Here is a 19647-nt window from a genome sequence, read left to right as displayed (position 1 = left end):
GGTCATCTCCCCCAGGCTGCCAGCAGCGTCCGGGCTGCGGCGACGACGGCCAGCGGCTGATCGATCATCGGATGGTGGCCCGAGGCCGGAAGATCGATCAACAACGCATCAGGACCCAGATTGTCGACCATCCGCCCGTAGAGCGCGTCGTCGATGATGCCGCGTTCGCAGCGGAAGTAGGCGACGGCGCATCCCGGACTCATCGCCTCGAGGCTACGGCGCCCCTCACGTCCCATGCGGAGATTGTCGAATTTCCACGACCAGCCGCCGTCGACCTGCTTCAGCGATCCGCGGGCGATGTGCTCGAGCACGTAGGGTTCGGCGTCGTCCTGCGGCGGCACGAGGCGGAATCGGGCGACGGCGTCCTCCGCCGCGGCGTACACCTTCGGCGGTCCGGCGTTCGCGACGGCCTTCGCGCGCATCTCGAGTTCCTCGGGCGTCATGTCGCGGATCGGCGAATCGATGATCACCACACCGGCGAGTTCGTCGCCGTGGAGATGTGAGGCGGCGAACGAGACGATCCCGCCCATGCTGTGACCGATGAGGACCGGTGGACCGCTGATACCGCCGGCGCGGGCCGCAGCGACGACCTCCGCGGACCACGCTTCCAGGGTGTAGTGCTCGCGGTGGTCACTGTCGCCGTGACCGCTCAGATCGAGCGCGACGACACGACGTCCGGCGGCAAGCTGCGGGCCGATGTGGTCCCACCACCCCGAATGCGCCATGCCGCCGTGGACCAGCACGATGCCCGGCAGACCGGATTCGCCCCACGCCCGGTAGGCGATGGTCGCACCGGCTGCCTCGACCTTCCCGGTCTCGACGGGCGTGGCCAGGGCGTCGACGAACCACTGAGGAGCAGATCCACTATTGCTCATTATTCGAACTTATGTCAGATGTGACGAGCGCCAACATCCGGGCCATCAGTTCGATCCGTCGCACCTCGAGTTCCGGCTGCGGATGCACCGTCGACGCCAGCGCTTCGCCGTCGAACATGTGCACGAGCGACAGCAGGAGGGTGTCGAAGACGTCGGCCGGGAACCGTGCCGCGACAGGCAGCGACCTGCCGAGATCGACGATCTGGGCGTGGTAGCGCTCGGCCATCGGCGTTAGATGCTCCCGCAACGCCGGGTCGGTGCGCGCCGCGCCGAGCAGTTCGTACCAGGCTGCGTTCATCGGGGCCCGGCAGGCGGTGCGCAGCAGTTCGAGGCACACCCGCAGCGACTCGGAGATGTCCGCGTGCTCGTCACCGAGCGCCGCGAGACCCGCTTCGAAGTTCGCGAACTGGCGTTCCCGGACGGCGTCGGCCGCCGCGATCATCAGGTCGAGTCGCGTGGGGAAGTGCCGGAACACCCCACCCGACGACACCCCCGAACGCCGGCACACCTCACCGATCGTGGTCGCGGTACAACCGAGCTCGGCGAGGGCAGTGATGGTCGCGTCGAGGATGCGGCCGATCGTCTCCTCCCTGCGCTCCTGCTGGGTACGGCGTACTACGGATGCACTCACGCGACGGGCTCACCCGCCGAGATGCGCATCGGCGCGGGTCCGCGCTCCTCCACCCCGGCGCGCAGGAACCGGCCGGTGCCGACGGTATGTCCGTAACCGGGCACGAACTCGCCGTCGCGGAAGACCACCCGGCCGGCGACCGCCGTCGCCGTCACCGCGCGGTCATTGCGGTTGACCATGCGGCGGATTCCGCCGAACTCCTCGAGCGGCGACTCGTGATAGGCATCGACGTCGGCGTTCAGTCCGGCAGGATCGACGACGACGAAGTCGGCGCGGTCGCCCACCCGCAGGTGGCCGGCGTCGATTCCGTAGAAGTCACCGAGTTCGCCGGTGAGCTTGTGGACGGCTTCGGGCAGCGGGAGGAACGGCCTGCCCGCCTTCTCGGCGTCGTGGACGCGGCGGAGCAGGCAGATCGCGAAGTTGTAGAAGGCCATGTTCCGCAGGTGGGCGCCGGCGTCCGAGAACCCGACGGTGACGCCGGGCGTGCGGATGAGCCGGTCGGCGACCTTGCTTCGGTCGTTGGCGATCACGGTGTGCCACCGGAACTTCCTGCCGTACTCGACGACGAGGTCGAGGAAGGTGTCGACAGGATGCAGCTTCCTCTCGCGCGCGACGTCGCCGATCGACCGGCCGACGAGCGAGGCGTCGGGACATTCGACGATCCGGGTGTCGTCGAAATCGCGGTGCCACACGCGCGGTGAGAACTTCTTCTCGAAGTCCTGCCGGAACCAGCGGCGGTAGGCCTCGTCGCGCAGCAGGTCGTTGCGGACGAGTTCGTCCTGCAGATGCAGTGCGGCACGGCCTGATCCGAACTCCTCGAAGACGACGAGGTCGATGCCGTCGGAGTACACCTCGAAGGTCGTGGGCAGGTGTTGCCAGCGGAAGGCACCCTTGCCGATCCGGTTGGCCGCGAATGCAATCGGACCGAAGATGCGGTTGACCCACCGTTCGGCCTTCGTGTCGGCCGCTGCGAGCACCGACGTCTTCATCGGCTTGCGCCCGATGCCCGTGCCGGCGAGGGCGAAGAACACGACGTCGTACTTGGTGTTGAGGTTCGGCACGGCCTGCAGGGTGCGACCGCGTCGGCGCAGGATCTTGTGCAGGCGGCGGAATTCCGACCACGACGCGTGGGTCGACGGCAGGGTGCGCGAGCGATAGCGGTCGCCGTCCATCTTGTCCCACGGGTTCGTCATCGTCGACACGCCGAGGAAGCCCGCGTCGAGGGCGTCCTCGATGCGGGCGTCGATCTCGGCGAGTTCGGCCCGGGTCGGTCGGTTCGCCGACTCGGTAGAGCGTCCGAGCCCCATCACCGACGCGCGGACGTCCGAATGTCCCACGAAGGCCGTCACGTTCGGGCCGAGCGGAAGCTTGTTCAGCGCCTCGATGTATTCGCGGGGCGTGCTCCACGTCTTGGACTTCTCGAGGGCTGAGAGGACGTGCTCGCGCGGGAGTGCTTCGACGCGACTGAACAGGTCGGCAGCGTCGACCGGCGGCACGAAGACCGTCGAGATCGAGCAGTTGCCCATGAGCACGGTCGTGACGCCGTGCCGCACCGACTCGGACAGACCCGGACCCACGAGCACTTCGGCGTCGTAGTGGGTGTGGGTGTCGACGAAGCCCGGCATCACCCAGCGGCCGTGCGCGTCGACGACCTCGGTGTTCGGGCTGGCAGGAAGGTCGTCGGAGGTCGCGGTGACGACGACTCCGTCGCGGATACCGAGGTTGCGGACGACGCCGGGTGCGCCCGTCCCGTCGAACCAGAGACCACCTCGGACGATGACATCGAAATCCCCGTAATTGTGATCCACACCACTCATGGCGCGAGGGTACATGAAAAAGAGGCCGCGCACTCTCTAAATTCCCGGTTCCGACGGTCTACGGTTCGGCCATGGACCTCGACATCACCCCGGCACTGCTCGTCGACCGCGACATCCTCGACCGCAACATCGCGCGGATGGCGCAGTCCGCCGCCTCACGAGGCCTGTCGCTGCGACCCCACGCGAAGACGCACAAGTGCTCCGAGATCGGACGACGCCAGCTCGGTGCGGGAGCCCGCGGCCTGACGGTCGCGACCGTCTCCGAAGCCGAAGTCTTCGCCGACGAGGGCTTCGACGACCTGTTCGTCGCGTACCCGCTGTGGGTCGACGCTGCCCGCGGTGCACGGCTGCGCGCGTTGACCGACCGGGTGCGCCTGACGGTCGGGATCGATTCCGCGACCGGAGCCCGGCAATTCGTCGAGCACGCCGGCACCGCGATCGGGGTGCTCGTCGAGATCGACAGCGGGCACCACCGCACCGGCGTGTTGCCCGAACAGGCCGGAACCGTGGCGTCGGCGGCCCGCGAGGCGGGCCTCGACGTGCGCGGCGTCTTCACCTTCCCCGGCCACTCGTACGCACCCGACGCGCCCGACAGCGCAGCACGGGAGGAAGCCGACGCACTGGCGGCAGCAGCGGCGTCGCTACGAGCAGCGGGGATCGAGCCGACCGTGATCAGTGGGGGTTCCTCCCCCACGGCACATCTCGACGTGCCCACGGTTGCAACCGAGTTGCGTCCCGGCGTGTACGTCTTCGGTGATGCGCAGCAACTCGAACTCGGCGCGGTGAGCGAATCCGACATCGCGCTGACCGCCCTGGCGACCGTCGTTTCCGCTCGCGACGAGGTGATCGTGCTCGATGCCGGTTCCAAGGCGCTCGGCGCCGATCGAGCCGCGTGGGCCACGGGGTACGGACGCATCCTCGGGGAACCGGACGCGCGCATCACCGCACTGTCGGAGCATCACGCGACGGTGCAGTGGCCGGAGGCATCGACCCGCCCACAACTCGGCGACAGGGTGCGGGTGATCCCCAACCACGTGTGCAATGCCGTGAACCTCGCGGACGAGTTGATCACGGTCTCCGGCGACGCGGTAGTCGAGCGATGGAAGGTCGCGGCACGAGGGTGCAACACGTGATCCCGAGACGGTCCCCACACGATCACCTCGAATTCGGCGTGTAGGTCACGAACACGACACCGATCCTCCCCGTACGTCGCTACGCTGCGTTGATGCCGCTGAACCCCGACCTTGCCGGACGCATCTTTCCGCCGACGTCCTATCTCGTCGGCCGGGAGAAGATCCGGGAATTCGCCCGCGCCGTCCGATCGACGCATCCGATCCATCTCGACCCGGAGGCAGCCCGGGCCGCCGGCTTCCCTGATGTCGTGGCTCCTACGACCTTCACCACCGTCGTCCAGAGTCCGTCGGTGACACAGCTTCTGGAGACGCCGGGTACCGGTCTCGAGCTGCACCGGGTGGTGCACGGGTCGGAGAAGGTCGAGCACCGGCGCCCGATCGTGGCCGGCGACGATTTGACCGCGACGCTCACCATCACGGAGGTCACCGAACGCGCCGGCAACCACATCCTGTCCACGATCTGCGAGATCCGGGACGACACGGACGATCTGGTCGCGGTAGTCACTTCGACACTGCTTCACCGAGGAGACGACGCATGACACTCGGCACCGCAATACGATTCGACGAACTCGAGGTCGGTGCGGTCATCGCGAAGACCGAACTGACGGTGACCCGCAGCGATCTGGTCCGCTACGCCGGTGCCTCGGGCGACTTCAACCCGATCCACTACGACGACGTCGTCGCAGCCGGCGAAGGGCTCCCCGGCGTGCTCTGCCAGGGAATGCTCACCGCAGCCCTCGCCCTGCAGACCCTCACGGAACGGCTCGGCGATCCCACCGTGGTCGTCTCCTACGAGACACGGTTCACGCGACCCGTTGTGGTCGACCCGATGCACGGTGCCGTCCTGTCGGTGTCTGCGAAGGTCGGCCACCTCGACGAGGCGGAGCGCACCGCACGGATCGATATCACCGTATCCGTCGACGACCGGCGGGTGCTCGGCAAGACCCAGGTCCGGCTCGCGTTCTCGTCCTGACTCCGAGCGCCGGGAATTCGCCGACGGAACGGACCTCGGTAAGAGAGGATCGACCCATGTCGCGGACACTTCTCGCCGGCTTGGCCGCCGCAGCAACAGCCGTGTACCTCGGGGCATGTGCGTCCCCGTCGAGTCCGTCCGTCGAGGAGGGTCCCGCCGGGGTGAGCCGTACCGTCACCGAGCCCTCGACGCCCGGGACAGGTACTCCGCGCGTGACCGGCACCGTCGCGTCCGGTCTCGACACTCCGTGGGGAGTTGCTTTTCTTCCCGGTGGTTCTGCACTGGTGACCGAGCGCAACACCGGCCGGATCGTCGAGATCACCGACGGCGAGGTCCGCGAGGTCGGTCGCGTCGGAGAGACCCTCGCGCAGGGCGAATCGGGACTGCTGGGAATCGCGGTGTCGCCGACCTTCGACACCGACCGCTTCGTGTACCTGTACGTGACAACCGGCAGCGACAACCGGGTACTCCGAGCCGTTTTCGACGGCACCACGCTCGCCGAACCGGAGGTGATCCTCGACGGTATCCCGGCCGGACGGATCCACGACGGCGGGCGGATGATCTTCGGTCCCGACGGGATGCTGTACGTCGCGACCGGCGAGGCGGGCGAGCGCGAACTCGCCCAGGATCCGGAATCACTCGGCGGCAAGATTCTTCGCATCACCGGCGACGGCGAACCCGCGCCCGACAACCCAGATCCGGCGTCGCCGGTGTACTCGCTCGGTCACCGCAACGTGCAGGGACTCGCATTCGACGACCGGGGACGGTTGTGGGCGTCGGAGTTCGGGCAGAACGACGTCGACGAGCTGAATCTCGTGACGGCCGGTGCGAACTACGGCTGGCCCGTGACCGAAGGGGCAGGGGGCTCCGGCGAATTCGTCGATCCGGTCCTCACCTGGCCGGTCTCGCAGGCGTCGCCGTCGGGCCTGGCATGGTTCGACGGCAGCCTGTGGATGGCAGGCCTGCGCGGAGAACGCCTCTGGCGCATCGATATCCCGGATACTGATGTGCAGGACACCGCAGTCACCGCGACCGACTTCTTCGTCGGCGAGTACGGACGATTGCGGACCGTCGTCGCCGCGCCGGACGGCTCACTGTGGCTGACGACGTCCAATCGGGACGGTCGCGGCAGCCCGACCGACGACGACGACCGCATCCTCCGGATCGAGATCTCCTGACGATCAGGGGACGAGAACGACCACCGTCTCGGCGACCAGTGCCGGACGCGCTCCACCCTCGATCTCGATGGTGTATCCGACGACGAGGTTCGCACCCTTGGCGGTGCGCTCGAGCGATGTGAACTCGGCGCCGGCACGGATCCGCGAGCCGACGGGGACCGGCGCGGGATAGCGAACCTTGTTGCTGCCGTAGTTGACCTTCATCTTCAGGCCCTCGAGGGAGAAGATCTGGGTGCCGAGCACCGGCAGCAGCGACAGGGTCAGGTAACCGTGGGCGATGGTCTTGCCGTACGGGCCGTCCTTCGCACGCTCGGGGTCGACGTGGATCCACTGGTGATCACCGGTGGCCTCGGCGAACAGGTCGATGCGCTTCTGGTCGATCTCGAGCCAATCGCTGTAGCCGAGGTGCTCGCCGACGGCCTTCTCGACCTCGTCGATTCCGTTGAGAACCCGCATTGTTGCTCCTGTCGATGTGCGGCGACGGTCAGAGACCGGCTCGCCTGAGGGTGACGCGATAGGTGTAGTGCTCGGGCAGAAAGTAACTCACCGACAACTCGGTGGGCACGCCATCGTCGTTCGAGTACAACCGGTCGACGCGCAGCAAGGGATGTCCTACTTCACAATTCAGTTCGGTCGCCACCTGTTCGGTGGCGAGCGCGACCGTGATGGACTGTGCGGCTTCGACGATGGGACTGTCGAGATGGGGTTCGAGCAGGCCGATCATCGTGTTCCGGCTGGACGCACCCGCTTGGAGCTCCGGCGAGTCGAGTACGTGCGCGGCGACGGGTTCGGGCAGATGAACGGTGGTGAGTACGAAGGGGATTCCGTCGTGCAGACGCTTGAAGACCGCGGTGTACAGCACGTCGGTGTCGAGGCGGAGCCGGCTCGCCGCATCGATGTCGACCCCGCGCCGCAACGGCGAGACGATCTGCATGACCGTGTCGGCCGACAGAGCGAGCAGATCCTCGATCGAGCCGAGCTGGCGCCGATAACGCCGGCCCGACTCGTTCGCGAAGGTGCCGCGGCCGGGAACACGGTAGACGATGCCGTCGGCCACGAGATCCTGGAAGGCGCGACGCACCGTCTGCCGGCTCACGCCGTGTTCCTCGGCGAGTTCGGCCTCGGTGGGCAGCCGCGTGCCGTCGCTGTACCGTCCCGCCTCGACGGCCTCCCGGAGCTGGCGCGCGAGTTGCGCGTAGGCCGGTTCCGTTTCCCGCACCTTGTAGTCCATGACGGACCGATCCTAGCGGCCGGTCGTCACAGTCCGCCGCGTGCTACGAGCTGGCTCGCGATGACGTTGCGCTGGATCTCGTTGGTGCCCTCGCCGACGATCATCAGCGGCGCGTCGCGGAAGTAGCGCTCGACGTCGTACTCGGTGGAGTAGCCGTAGCCGCCGTGGATGCGCACCGCGTTCAGGGCGATCTCCATCGCGATCTCCGAGCAGTACAGCTTGGCCATACCGGCTTCCATGTCGCAGCGCTCGCCGCTGTCGTACTTCTCCGCCGCGTAGCGCGCCAGCTGCCGGGCCGCGGTGAGCTTGGTGGCCATCTCCGCCAGGTAGTTGCCGATGGACTGGTGCTTCCAGATCGGCTGACCGAAGCTCTCGCGCTGCTGCGCGTAGGCGAGGGAATCCTCGAGTGCAGCGGTCGCGACACCGAGGGCGCGGGAGGCGACCTGCAGACGGCCGGTCTCGAGGCCCTTCATCATGTGGGCGAAGCCCTTGCCGGGCTCGCCGCCGAGGATCGCGTCGGCGGAGATGCGGTAGCCATCGAAGCTCAGCTCGCACGACTCGACGCCCTTGTAACCCAGCTTGGGCAGGTCGCGTGAGACGGTCAGACCCGGGCCGTGCTCGACGAGCACGACGGAGATGCCCTTGTGGCGCGGCTGCGCGGTGGGGTCGGTCTTGCACAGCAGCGCGATCAGCCCCGAGCGACGCGCGTTGGTGATCCACGTCTTGGCACCGTTGATGACCAGCTCGTCGCCGTCACGCTTGGCGGTCGTCGTCATCGCTTGCAGGTCGGAGCCGCCGCCGGGCTCGGTCAGCGCCATCGTCGCCCGGATCTCACCGGTGGCGAGCTTGGGCAGATACTTGCTCTTCTGCTCCTCGGTGCCGAACAGGGTCAGCAGCTTGGCGACGACGGTGTGCCCGCCCATCGCACCCGACAGCGACATCCATCCGCGGGCGAGTTCCTCGGTGACCTGGACGTAGCAGGGCATCGACACCGGCGAGCCGCCGTACTCCTCGGGCACGGCGAGCCCGTAGATGCCGATCTGCTTCATCTGCTCGATCCACTTCTCGGGGTACTCGTTGGCGTGCTCGACCTCCTGCACCGACGGCTTGACCTCCCGATCGATGAAGTCGCGGACGGTCTCGACCAGAAAAGTCTCTTCGTCGTTCAGGTAGGTCACGGGGCATCCTTCGTTGGGGACGGGCCACACGGACCCGGCAAACTTTGTACGGCCATTTTGTGGACCGAGCTCGGACGTTGTCAACGCAAGGACCGTCATTCGACGTCGTGATTGCAGAGTTTTCGACGATACGAACGACTGCACCTTCCTATGAGCACACCTCTCCGTGGGGTGGCATACCGCCAACAATGGCCGTACATTTAGCGCCGTCATTGCCGACCGAACTCCCCGAGGTCCCCGTGTCTTCCGAGCAACACCTCCGCCGGCGCGCCGTTCTCGTCGCCCCCGGCTCCGACGAACGCAAAGCCGGTAAGGCCCTCGCCTCCGCCGCCGACGAGGTCGTCCTCGACCTCGAGGACGCCGTCACCGCCGACCAGAAGGACGCCGCCCGCGAACTCGTGGCTCCCCTGGTCCGCGAACACGGCGCCGCACGCACCGTCTCCGTGCGCATCAACGGACGCGGCACGCCCTGGTTCGAGGACGACCTGCGCACGTGCGCCGCACTCGGCGACGCCCTCGCCTCGATCGTGATCCCCAAGGTCGAGAGCGCCGACGACCTCGTCGAGGCCGACCGCATCCTCGGCGATTCGACCGTCCCGGTGCAGGCCCTCATCGAGACCCCCGCCGGCGTGCAGCGCATCGACGAGATCGTCGCCGGGCCCCGGGTTGCCGGCGTGATCATCGGCTACGCCGACCTCGGCGCCTCCCTGGGCCGCGCTCGCACCGCCGCGCCCGAGCACTGGCTCTACGTGCAGGACCGCGTGCTGCACGCCGCCCGCGCCGCGGGTGTCCAGGCGATCGACGGCCCGTTCCTCGGCATCGCCGACGACGACGCCTTCCGTCACTCGGTGCAGTGGGTGTCCGATCTCGGATTCGACGGCAAGTGGGTCATCCACCCTGCGCAGATCACCTCTGCTGCAGCGGCCTTCACGCCCACCGACGATCAGGTCGACGCCGCCCGCAAGGTTCTCGCCGCGCTCGAGGAAGCCGAGAACCGCGGCGCCGGAGCCGCCCAGCTCGACGGGCAGATGCTCGACGAGGCCGTCGCCGTCGCCGCCCGCCGCACCCTGTCGAAGATCGGAGCCTGAAAGCCATGACCACCTCGTACGTCGGCGGACCCTATTTCGACGAACTGACCGTCGGTCAGGTCTTCGACACCGCCCCCGCCGTGACGCTCACCGACGGCCTCGCCGCCGCGCACCAGAGCATTCTCGGTGACCGCCTGCGCCTTCCGCTCGACAAGCACCTCTCGGCCGCCGTCGCGGGTGGGCCGGTCGCGCACGCCGGTTTCGTCACCGACATCGCGATCGGGCAGTCCACGCTCGTCACGCACCACGTCAAGGCCAACCTCTTCTACCGCGGCCTGCGTTTCCGCCGCTTTCCGCACATCGGCGACACTCTCTACACCACCACCGAAGTCGTGGGGCTGAAGGAGAATTCGGTCAAACCCAGACGCAGGCCCACCGGACTCGCGGCGCTGCGCATGAATACCGTCGACCAGGACGGCAACACCGTCCTCGACTTCTACCGCTGCGCGATGCTGCCGCTGAGCGAGAACCCCGACCCCGACCGCGTCGTGCACTCCGACGACCTCTCGGCCATCGGACCGCAGGACGAACCGCAGTGGTCCGCGCCCGCCGACTGGGATCTGGATGTCTACCGGTCGAAGGTGCCGGGCGAGCACTTCGACAAGTCCCTCGCCGGTGCCGTGCTGCAGTCCAGCGGCGATGTCGTCTCGAGCGCACCGGAACTCGCGCGCCTGAGCCTCAACATCGCGGCGACGCACCACGACGAGCGGGTCGGCGCGTCGGGTCGTCTCGTGTACGGCGGCCACACCATCGGCCTGGCCTTCTCGCAGGCGACGCGCGCGCTGCCGAATCTCGTGACGGTGCTGGGTTGGAAGTCGTGCGACCACACCGGTCCGGTGCAGGAGGGCGACACCCTCACCAGCGACCTGCACGTCGAATCCGCCGAGCCCCTCGCCGAGGGCGGTGGCGTGCTGAACCTGCGGTCGGTCGTCTACGCGCACCGCGGCGGTGCCGCGAACGGCAACCGCGGCGGTGCCGAGCCGGCGCCCGTGCTGGATTGGCGGTTCACCGCACTCATGGCCTGACAGCCCCTGCCGAAACCGACGTTGTGCGCGAAATCGTTTGGGAAATCGCGAACAATGTCGGTTTCGTCGTTATGCGTCGACTCGTTTGACGAGACGGATGGCGCCGAGCGGGTCGAGCATCTCGGGGTGCGACTGCCTGGCCCGTTGTTCGGGAGTGCTGCCGTGCCGTTCGGCGATCCGGAACAGCCCCGCGTACTCACGATGGGCGCGTTCGCGACGCGGATCGGGTGGGGTGAAACCTTCCTCGGACATGATCCCAGGACGGCGCGTGAGCAAGTTGTTGTCAACAAATTGTTCACACATGCCCGATCCGCAACGACTTCGACCATCCGCCACAGCAATTGCGGCGGCGAATAGCCAGGACGGTAGCGGCTACGGGCATCAGGGCACGGTCCACGTGTTGTCGCCCCGCAGCAACTGCTGCAGGTCGGCGGTGCCGGACTCCCGCGCGGTCCGCACCCGAGCGCGCTCCGCGTCGTCGTAGGTCGTCCGCCCGACCTGCCGCACGATCCCCGTGACGACGTAACGAAGGTCCTGGTCCGACAGCCGCGACAGCGCGTACGCGTATTCGGGGTCGTCGGTGTGCGCGTCGTGCACGACGATGTCGGCGGCGTCCACCTCGGAGCGTTGCGCCACCCGCAGACCGAAACCCTTTCGGACGACGCACCGCTCGTCGTCGACGCCGAAGATGATCGGTTCGCCGTGCCGCAGCGGGATCAGGTGCGACAGCGCTTCGTCCTTGCGCAACACGTCGAACGAGCCGTCGTTGAAGATCGGGCAGTCCTGCAGGATCTCGACGAAGGCCGCACCGCGATGGTGTGCCGCCGCGCGCAGGACCTCCGTCAGTCCGGCGCGATCGGAGTCGAGAGCACGTGCGACGAAGGACGCCTCGGCGCCGAGCGCGAGCGACAGGGTGTTGAACGGCGCGTCGACCGACCCACCGGGTGAGGACTTGGTGACCTTGCCGACCTCCGAGGTCGGCGAGTACTGCCCCTTGGTCAGGCCGTAGATCCGGTTGTTGAACAACAGGATCCGCATGTTCACGTTGCGACGCAGGGCGTGGACGAGATGGTTGCCGCCGATCGACAGGGCGTCGCCGTCGCCGGTCACGACCCACACCGACAGATCCGGACGCGTCACCGCCAGACCGGTCGCGAGTGTCGGGGCGCGTCCGTGGATCGAGTGCACACCGTAGGTGTCGAGATAGTAGGGGAAGCGCGACGAGCATCCGATACCGGAGACGAACACGAGATTCTCACGCCGGACACCCAATTCGGGCAGCAGGCTGCGGACCGTCGCGAGGATGACGTAGTCGCCGCAACCCGGACACCACCGCACTTCCTGGTCGGACGTGAAGTCCTTCGCCTTCTGCGGGTCGTCCGTCCGGGGCACACCGTCGAGTGCGTCGGTGTGCGGGCGGAGTCCGAGATCGTGGCCGAGGAGTCCGGTCATGCTCGTGCCCTCTCTGCTGTCGGGTCGAGTTTCGTCGACGAGGCGACCGCGGCCGGCGTCCGGGATCGTTCGGTGTCGGCGAGTGTTCCGGCGAACTCGGCTTCGATGGCGTCGTGGAGTTCGTCGGCGCGGAACGCCATGCCGGATACCTTCGTCACCGGCTGGATGTCGGCATCGAACCGCGACCGCAGCAGGAAGGACAGCTGACCGAGGTTCATCTCCGGGACCAGCACGCGCCGGTAGCGGCCGAGCACGTCGCCGAGATTCTTCGGCATCGGCGCCAGGTGCCGGAGGTGCGCGCGGGCGACGACATGCCCCGCTCGCCGGGCGCGACGCACGGCCTCCCCGATCGGCCCGTACGACGAACCCCAGCCGAGCACGAGCACCTCGGCGTCGCCGGTGGGGTCGTCGACGTCGAGATCCGGGACGTCGATGCCGGCCACCCGCGCGACCCGCAGTCGGGTCATCAGCTCGTGGTTGGTGTGGTGGTACGAGATGTCGCCGGTGCCGTCGGCCTTCTCGAGTCCGCCGATCCGATGCTCGCGACCTGCGGTGCCGGGTATCGCCCAGTCGCGCGCGAGGGTGTCGGCGTGGCGGGCGTAGGGCAGGTAGCCGGGATCGTCGTCACCCGGCGACGCGGCGAAGCGCGGATCGATGCGGGGCAGGTCGTCGATGTCGGGGATCCGCCACGGTTCGGATCCGTTGGCGATCGCACCGTCGGACAACAGCATGACCGGGGTGCGGTAGGTGATGGCGATGCGCGCGGCTTCGAGTGCGGCGTCGAAGCAGTCGGCGGGTGACTGCGGAGCGACGATCGCGACGGGCGATTCGCCGTTGCGGCCGAACATCGCCTGCATCAGGTCGGCCTGTTCGGTCTTCGTCGGAAGGCCCGTGGACGGTCCACCACGCTGGACGTCGACGACGATCAGCGGCAGTTCGGTCATCACCGCCAGACCGATGGCCTCGGATTGCAGGGCGATTCCCGGACCCGACGTGCTCGTGACCCCGAGCGCGCCACCGTAGGACGCGCCGATCGCGGCGCCGATACCCGCGATCTCGTCCTCGGCTTGGAAGGTGTGCACTCCGAAGCGTCCGAGTCTGCTCAGTTCGTGGAGGATGTCGGAGGCCGGCGTGATCGGGTAGGTGCCGAGGAAGACGTCCATCCCCGCCGCGCGACCCGCCGCGACGAGACCGTAGGCGAGGGCGGTGTTGCCGGTGATCTGCCGGTACGTCCCGGGTGGCAGTGCCGCGCGGGCCACCTCGTAGGTTGCGGCGAACGTCTCGGTGGTCTCGCCGTAGTTCCAGCCGGCGCGCAGGGCGAGGACGTTCGCGTGCGCGATGTCGGGTTTCGACGTGAACTTGCGCTCGAGGAACGTCTCGACCGGCGCGATCGGCCTCCCGTACATCCACGACAGGAGACCGAGCGCGAACATGTTCTTCGAGCGCTGCGCGTCCTTCTTGCCCACACCGGCGGGTTCGACGGCTCCGGCGGTGAGGGTGCTCATCGGCAGGGCGTGGACGGTCAGATGCTGCACGGCGTCGGTACCGAGCGGATCGGCGTCGTATCCCGCCTTGCTCAGGTTCCGTTTGGTGAACTCGTCGCTGTTCACGATGACGGTGCCGCCTCGGGGCAGGTCGCCGACGTTGGCCTTGAAGGCCGCCGGGTTCATCGCGACCAGCACGTCGGGGCGGTCGCCGGCGGTGAGGATGTCGTGGTCGGCGATCTGGATCTGGAAGCTCGAGACCCCGGGAAGAGTGCCCTGAGGTGCGCGGATCTCGGCGGGGAAGTTGGGTTGTGTGGCAAGGTCGTTGCCGAAGGCCGCCGCCTCGGCGGTGAACCTGTCACCGGCGAGTTGCATGCCGTCGCCGGAGTCGCCGGCGATGCGGATGACGACCTGTTCGAGTTTCGCGCTCGACGCCATGCGCTCCATCGTGGCCCTCACGCGCGCATGTGCAACCGTTTCTCCCGAAAAATTCTGCTCATCCGCTACAAGATCGGCTTTCTGCTACAGCAATTGCCGGCAATCACCGCAGCGGAAAGCCAACTTTGTAGCGAACGCGTCAGGAGCGGACGGTGTCGCCGATGAAGTTCAACGCCTGGGGCCACGACACGGCGTAGGCGTCGGCGTTGACGGGATTGCCGTGCCGGTCGCGGGAGGAGAAACCGTGTTCGGCGCCCGGGTAGACGTGGGTGATGGTCGCGCCGGTCTCGCGCTGTTGCAGCGTCGCCTGCAGGTTCGCGAAGGTCTCGGCGCTCATGATCGTGTCGGCGCCGGCGTGCAGCACCATGACGGGTGCAGCGACGCGACCTGCCTGTTCGACGGCGTCGATCGTGTGGTTCGGGGCGGGCGGCACCGCGATCGACGGGTGGTAGGCCACGACGTTCGCGACCCGCGTGTCGCGGGCGCCGAGGATCAGGGCGAGGCGTCCGCCGAGGCACCATCCGATCACGCCGACCTTCTCCAGGCGCAGCTCACCGAAGGCATGGTCGAGCAGGGTCGCCATCTCCGCGAGGCACTTCTCGTCGTCGAGGCCCCGCATCAACTCCACGAGTTCCTCGCGCGAGGTGTCGTCGGCGCTCGGTCCGTGCCAGGGATCCCAGACGAGCGCGGTCACACCGGTTCCGGCGATGTCGTGCGCGTACTCGCGGACCTGGGCGTCGATGCCGGTGATCATGGGCAGCAGCAGCATTCCTCCGGTGGCACCGCCGAGCGGCCTGGCCAGATAGGCGCGCAGACCTCCGATGTGAACGAATTCTGCCTCGATGTCGGTCATCGACCGTCCTTCCACTTTGCGTCGTTTGTTCGTCATGATCTTCGTACGAAGTCGTTCAGCGGGCAGCACATCCACCCGTCACTGCAGCTCAGGGGCCGTCCGTCCCACCCACCAAAAAAGAACATCATTTCCGATCTGCGGCATCGTTCCTCTCGCGCACCGACGTACGGTTGGAGCACGGCAGACGGCTCGCTCGAAAGGGATACCGGCAGATGGCTCGCACCGTATTGGTCAGTGGTGGCACCGGCGGCCTCGGCAGCGCCGTGACGAAACATCTCCTCGACACCGGATGGCGGGTCGTGGTGCCGTGGCTGGTCCGTGACGAGCTCGAGCGCGTGGGCACGCATCCGAACCTCCAACTCGTCCAGGCCGACGTCTCCGACGAGCAACAGCTCGAGGACGCCCTGAACCTGGCGTGCGACGACCCCGACGCTCCCCTCTTCGGCGTCGTCAATCTTGTCGGCGGCTTCACCTCCGGACCTCGGGTGCACGAGACTCCGATCGAGGTCCTCGACTCCCAGCTCGATCTCAACCTGCGCACTGCCTATTCCGTCAGCCAGGCGGCGCTGCCCCACCTGATCCGCCGCGGCGGTGGATCGATCGTCTGCATCTCCACCGCCGCGACGCTCAACCCCTTCCCGGGCGGCGCCCCCTACATCGCTTCCAAGGCTGCGGTGTCGGCGCTGGTCGAGACGATGGCGCTCGAGTACCGCGACGACCACATCCGCGTCAACGCGCTGCTGCCCGTCGTCATCGACACCCCGGCCAACCGCGCCGCGATGCCCGACGCCGACACGAGCCGCTGGTCGAAGCCGGCCGACATCGCGAAGGTCATCGAGTTCCTGATCTCCGATGCGGGCGCCTCCGTCACCGGTGGTCTGATCCCCGTCACCAATGTCGGCTGACAGCGTCAGACCGACTGGAGGCGACCGAGTTTCATCGCACGTTCGAACGCTCGCCGTTCGGCGTAGTTCATGCCGCCCCACACGCCGTGCGTCTCTCCGGTGCGCACGGCGTGCACTCGGCACGCGTCGATCACCGGACAGGAGCGACAGACCTCCTTCGCCTGCCGCTCGGCCCGGAGCACCGCACCACGGCCGTCCTCGGGCTGAGGGAAGAACATCGACGTGTCCACCCCGCGGCACCGCGCCGCGACCACCCAGTCACGGTCGCCGGATCCGTACATCGCCGCCTCCTTGCCCATCGGGTCATCGCGGACCCGCACTCGTCGAACGAGTGTTTGTACGGCCATTTTTCGGTACCCGGCGGGGATCGTCAATCCTTGAGCAGCGCGGATCCATCAGAATCGACGATGGCAGTCGCTTCGGATACCTATAAGCACCGGAAGCTATGGCCGCACATTTGGCGAGCGGGCGAGGCCGAGCGGACCAGCGGGGCGGATCAGCCGACGATGCCGGCCTTCTTCAGGCCCGCGATCTGCTCGTCGGTGAGCCCGAGAGCGGCGAGCACCGTGTCGGTGTGCTGACCGAGCCCCGGCACCGCCCCCATCGGCAGTTCGACGTCGCGGAAGTTCATCGGCGGCAGGATGCCACGCACCGTCCCCGCCTCGGTCTGCACCTCACGCCAGCGATCACGCGTCGAGAGCTGGGGGTGCTCGATGAGCCCGCGTAGATCCCGCAGCTGCGCGGCCGGCACACCGGCGTCGGCGAGCTTCTCGTCGAGCTCCGCGCTCGTGAACTGCTTGGTGGCCCGCCCGACCAGCGCATCGACCTCCTCGCGGCGACGCACCCGCTCGAGATTGGTGGCGTAGCGCGGATCATCGCCCAGTTCGGGCATGCCGAGCACATCGGTGAGCGTGCGCCAGCCCCGATCGTTCTGCACGCCGATGAGGATCTCGCCGTCCGAGGTGGGGTACTTGTCGTACGGCGCGATCGAGGTGTGCGACAGACCCATCCGCGGCACCTGCCGCCCCTGATACATCTGCAGGTACATCGGATAACCGAGCCATTCGGCGGTCGCGTCGAACATCGACACGTCGATCGTCGCGCCGACGCCCGTGCGGTGCCGGCGCAACAGCGCCGCCTGGATGGAGGTGAGCGCATACATGCCCGCGGCGATGTCCGAGGTGGGGATGCCCGTCTTCACCGCAGTCTCGGGCGTGCCGGTGATCGAGCACAGGCCGGTCTCGGACTGCACGAGCATGTCGTAGGCCTTGCGGTCGCGCATCGGTCCGTCGGTGCCGTAACCGGACATGTTGACCACCACCAGTTCCGGGTGGTCGGCACGCAGGTCGTCGGCACCGAGTCCGAGACGCTCCACCGCGCCGGGAGCGAGATTCTGCAAGAAGACGTCCGCACCGCGGATCAGCGCCTTCACCGCATCGATGCCCTCGGGAGCCTTGAGATCCACCGCGAACGATTCCTTGCCGCGGTTGAGCCAGACGAAGTGTGCGGCCAGGCCGTGCACGGCACCGTCGTAGGCGCGCGCGAAGTCGCCGTCGCCGACGCGTTCGACCTTGACGACACGGGCTCCGAGGTCTGCGAGATGGCGCGTCGCGAGGGGCGCGGCGACCGCCTGTTCGAGGCTCACCACAGTGATGCCCTCCAGCGGCAGGCCGGCAGAAACCTCCACCTCGGTCCGATCGGTTCGGTCGCTCGTCACCTGATGTCCTTTCGCGTTCGCGGTTCCCCCATCCGGCGTCGCTGCATGTCTACCAGGACGAACACGGACTCCCCAGTAATACCTCTGCGGTATCGATTCGGGTCCTATTGGGTATTGGACTGGAAAGCCGAGCCCTGCCACTCTCTGTTGAGACGCAGACCACATTCCACCCGCCTCGTCCCGGGGGCGTAGCAGACGGAGGGCGCATGAGTTCGTCCACACCCACCGATCAGGAGATCGCGAGGAAGGCCCGCAAGGCCGGTATCGCCTCCTTCATCGGCACCACCATCGAGTGGTACGACTTCTACATCTACGGCACGGCCGCCGCGCTGGTGTTCGGCCAGGTCTTCTTCTCGGACGAACTCTCGAGCGGTGTCGCGACCCTCCTCGCGTTCGTCACCCTCTGGGCCGGCTTCCTCGCCCGCCCACTCGGTGGCGTCATCTTCGGCCATCTCGGAGACCGCCTCGGACGCAAGAACACCCTCGTCATCACGCTCGTCATGATGGGCATCGCGACGGTGGGCATCGGTTTGCTCCCCACCTACGCGCAGATCGGAATGTGGGCGCCGGTCCTGCTGGTCTTCCTGCGCATCGTGCAGGGCGTCGCGGTCGGCGGCGAATGGGGCGGCGCCGTCCTCATCGCCAGCGAGAACGCCCCGAAGGGCAAGGGAATCCTGTATTCGGCGTTCGCGCAGCAGGGTTCGCCCGCCGGCAACCTGCTGTCGACGATGGCCTTCTTCTTCCTCGCAGCGCTGCCCACCCCGCAGTTCATGATGTGGGGCTGGCGCATCCCGTTCCTGCTGTCGGGCGTGCTGGTCGTCATAGGCATGGTGATCCGCCTCGAGCTCGAGGAATCGGACGCGATGAAAGCCGTTCTGGCACGCAAGAAGACCGTCAAGCTCCCGATCAAGGAAGTGCTGCGCAAGCACTGGGTCCTGGTCCTGCTCGGCGCCGGTGCACTGCCCCTCGCCCAGGTGACCTATTTCAAGAACACCTTCGCCCTGTCGTGGGCGACGAGCGAACTCGGTTACGAGCGCGGCACCTTCCTCGCGATCATCGCCATCGCCCTCGTCGTGCAGTTCATCGTGCAGCCGTTCGGTGCCGTGCTGGTGTCGAGAATCGACATGCGCAGGGCCATGCTCCTGATGATCGTCCCGGAGCTGTTCCTCATGCCGGCGATGTTCTTCGCGATCCGCACCGAGACCTTCGCGGTCGCCGTGATCGGTATGTGCCTCGCGACGATTCCGCACTCGATGTTCTACGGCGCGATCGCCGGCATCCTGGCCCGCGCCTTCCCGGCAAACATCCGGTACTCGGGCCTGTCGCTCGCCTACCAGCTGTGCTCGCTGATCGTCGGTGGTGGCACCCCGGTTCTCGCCCAGTACCTGCTCAACTCGTCCGGTGACGTCACCGGCGTGGCCATCGCGGCGGCCTGCTACGCAGCGGTTTCCCTCGTGTGCACCCTGGCACTGCTCGAGCGCACCGGATACGACCCGAAGGCACCCTCGGTCGCCGAGAAGTCCGACGCCGACGAACTCGCCCTCGAGCAGTCGGAGGCGGCCGAGCACGACCGCCGTACTCCGGGAACCGACGACACCCCACGAGATCGCGTCCATGCCTAGGACGGATCGCTCGCACTCGGGGCCGGCCGGCGCAGTCGCCGGCCGGC

At 67.6% G+C, this 19647-nt stretch carries 20 protein-coding genes; 8 read left to right on the top strand and 12 right to left on the bottom strand.

What is annotated here, in order from left to right; translation table 11 throughout:
- Positions 1–2: 2 nt before the first annotated feature.
- Genes BLV31_RS06110 through BLV31_RS06100 form a run of 3 tightly spaced genes read right to left on the bottom strand, consistent with a single transcriptional unit; the run spans position 3 to position 3323 of the window.
- Positions 3–875 carry an alpha/beta fold hydrolase gene (locus tag BLV31_RS06110; RefSeq protein WP_019290848.1) on the bottom strand — a complete coding sequence of 291 codons (873 nt, stop codon included), beginning with the start codon at positions 873–875 and terminating at the stop codon, positions 3–5.
- A complete protein-coding gene (locus BLV31_RS06105) occupies positions 865–1506 on the bottom strand; it encodes a TetR/AcrR family transcriptional regulator (protein ID WP_006553702.1) in 642 nt (213 codons plus the stop codon). Before BLV31_RS06105 ends, BLV31_RS06110 begins: the two co-directional genes overlap by 11 nt.
- Positions 1503–3323, bottom strand: a complete 1821-nt coding sequence (locus BLV31_RS06100; protein WP_064060505.1) for an N-acyl-D-amino-acid deacylase family protein — start codon at positions 3321–3323, stop codon at positions 1503–1505. The genes BLV31_RS06105 and BLV31_RS06100 overlap by 4 nt, the downstream gene beginning before the upstream one ends.
- Positions 3324–3394: 71 nt before the next feature.
- Here BLV31_RS06100 and BLV31_RS06095 point away from each other — a divergent pair, with 71 nt between their 5' ends.
- From BLV31_RS06095 to BLV31_RS06080, 4 genes are all read left to right on the top strand, one after another.
- Positions 3395–4456, top strand: coding sequence for an alanine racemase (locus BLV31_RS06095; RefSeq protein WP_039585027.1), 1062 nt, complete (start codon positions 3395–3397; stop codon positions 4454–4456).
- 92 nt (positions 4457–4548) lie between these two features.
- Complete coding sequence (locus BLV31_RS06090) at positions 4549–4995, top strand: FAS1-like dehydratase domain-containing protein (RefSeq protein ID WP_019290845.1); 447 nt, start codon at positions 4549–4551, stop codon at positions 4993–4995.
- On the top strand, positions 4992–5429 hold the full coding sequence (locus tag BLV31_RS06085; protein ID WP_019290844.1) for a MaoC/PaaZ C-terminal domain-containing protein: 438 nt from the start codon (positions 4992–4994) through the stop codon (positions 5427–5429). The genes BLV31_RS06090 and BLV31_RS06085 overlap by 4 nt, the downstream gene beginning before the upstream one ends.
- A 56-nt stretch (positions 5430–5485) precedes the next feature.
- Entirely contained in the window at positions 5486–6607 is a 1122-nt protein-coding gene (locus BLV31_RS06080) for a PQQ-dependent sugar dehydrogenase (RefSeq protein ID WP_033096327.1), read from the top strand.
- Between the two features lie 3 nt (positions 6608–6610).
- Here the strand turns inward: BLV31_RS06080 and BLV31_RS06075 are convergent, their stop codons facing one another.
- The 3 genes from BLV31_RS06075 to BLV31_RS06065 are packed head-to-tail and all read right to left on the bottom strand — an operon-like array spanning position 6611 to position 9016.
- Positions 6611–7063, bottom strand: coding sequence for a MaoC family dehydratase (locus BLV31_RS06075; protein WP_019290842.1), 453 nt, complete (start codon positions 7061–7063; stop codon positions 6611–6613).
- 28 nt (positions 7064–7091) lie between these two features.
- The gene (locus BLV31_RS06070) at positions 7092–7838 is read right to left on the bottom strand and encodes a GntR family transcriptional regulator (protein ID WP_019290841.1); all 747 of its coding nucleotides are present in this window, start codon (positions 7836–7838) and stop codon (positions 7092–7094) included.
- Positions 7839–7864: 26 nt separating this feature from the next.
- Positions 7865–9016 carry an acyl-CoA dehydrogenase family protein gene (locus BLV31_RS06065; RefSeq protein WP_019290840.1) on the bottom strand — a complete coding sequence of 384 codons (1152 nt, stop codon included), beginning with the start codon at positions 9014–9016 and terminating at the stop codon, positions 7865–7867.
- A 212-nt stretch (positions 9017–9228) separates the two neighbouring features.
- Between BLV31_RS06065 and BLV31_RS06060 the strand changes: the two genes are divergently transcribed.
- Complete coding sequence (locus tag BLV31_RS06060; RefSeq protein ID WP_052227260.1) at positions 9229–10104, top strand: HpcH/HpaI aldolase/citrate lyase family protein; 876 nt, start codon at positions 9229–9231, stop codon at positions 10102–10104.
- A 5-nt stretch (positions 10105–10109) separates the two neighbouring features.
- On the top strand, positions 10110–11129 hold the full coding sequence (locus tag BLV31_RS06055; protein WP_064060495.1) for a MaoC family dehydratase: 1020 nt from the start codon (positions 10110–10112) through the stop codon (positions 11127–11129).
- A 69-nt stretch (positions 11130–11198) separates the two neighbouring features.
- Here BLV31_RS06055 and BLV31_RS06050 read toward each other — a convergent pair whose 3' ends face one another.
- The 4 genes from BLV31_RS06050 to BLV31_RS06035 all read right to left on the bottom strand — a co-directional run bounded on the left by BLV31_RS06050 (position 11199) and on the right by BLV31_RS06035 (position 15356).
- Complete coding sequence (locus tag BLV31_RS06050; RefSeq protein ID WP_019290838.1) at positions 11199–11381, bottom strand: hypothetical protein; 183 nt, start codon at positions 11379–11381, stop codon at positions 11199–11201.
- Positions 11382–11510: 129 nt separating this feature from the next.
- A complete protein-coding gene (locus tag BLV31_RS06045) occupies positions 11511–12581 on the bottom strand; it encodes a 2-oxoacid:ferredoxin oxidoreductase subunit beta (protein ID WP_039585034.1) in 1071 nt (356 codons plus the stop codon).
- Positions 12578–14512, bottom strand: a complete 1935-nt coding sequence (locus BLV31_RS06040; protein WP_064060494.1) for a 2-oxoacid:acceptor oxidoreductase subunit alpha — start codon at positions 14510–14512, stop codon at positions 12578–12580. The genes BLV31_RS06045 and BLV31_RS06040 overlap by 4 nt, the downstream gene beginning before the upstream one ends.
- 130 nt (positions 14513–14642) lie before the next feature.
- Positions 14643–15356 carry a dienelactone hydrolase family protein gene (locus BLV31_RS06035; RefSeq protein ID WP_064060504.1) on the bottom strand — a complete coding sequence of 238 codons (714 nt, stop codon included), beginning with the start codon at positions 15354–15356 and terminating at the stop codon, positions 14643–14645.
- Positions 15357–15568: 212 nt separating this feature from the next.
- Here BLV31_RS06035 and BLV31_RS06030 point away from each other — a divergent pair, with 212 nt between their 5' ends.
- Positions 15569–16261 carry an SDR family NAD(P)-dependent oxidoreductase gene (locus tag BLV31_RS06030; RefSeq protein WP_039585036.1) on the top strand — a complete coding sequence of 231 codons (693 nt, stop codon included), beginning with the start codon at positions 15569–15571 and terminating at the stop codon, positions 16259–16261.
- A gap of 5 nt (positions 16262–16266) precedes the next feature.
- Here BLV31_RS06030 and BLV31_RS06025 read toward each other — a convergent pair whose 3' ends face one another.
- Both BLV31_RS06025 and BLV31_RS06020 read right to left on the bottom strand, forming a co-directional pair.
- Entirely contained in the window at positions 16267–16542 is a 276-nt protein-coding gene (locus tag BLV31_RS06025; RefSeq protein WP_033096410.1) for a WhiB family transcriptional regulator, read from the bottom strand.
- A gap of 215 nt (positions 16543–16757) precedes the next feature.
- Positions 16758–17978 (bottom strand): CaiB/BaiF CoA transferase family protein, encoded by a 1221-nt coding sequence (locus BLV31_RS06020; protein WP_064060493.1) that lies wholly within the window; start codon positions 17976–17978, stop codon positions 16758–16760.
- Between the two features lie 206 nt (positions 17979–18184).
- On the opposite strand from BLV31_RS06020, the gene BLV31_RS06015 reads away from it, so the two are divergent.
- On the top strand, positions 18185–19600 hold the full coding sequence (locus BLV31_RS06015) for an MFS transporter (protein WP_064060492.1): 1416 nt from the start codon (positions 18185–18187) through the stop codon (positions 19598–19600).
- Positions 19601–19647: the final 47 nt, after the last annotated feature.

This window comes from Rhodococcus pyridinivorans, assembly GCF_900105195.1.
In the GTDB taxonomy this organism is placed as follows: Bacteria; Actinomycetota; Actinomycetes; order Mycobacteriales; family Mycobacteriaceae; genus Rhodococcus; species Rhodococcus pyridinivorans.
The sequence above is the reverse complement of the archived record's forward strand: the minus strand, read 5'-3'. Positions and strand labels throughout refer to the sequence as shown.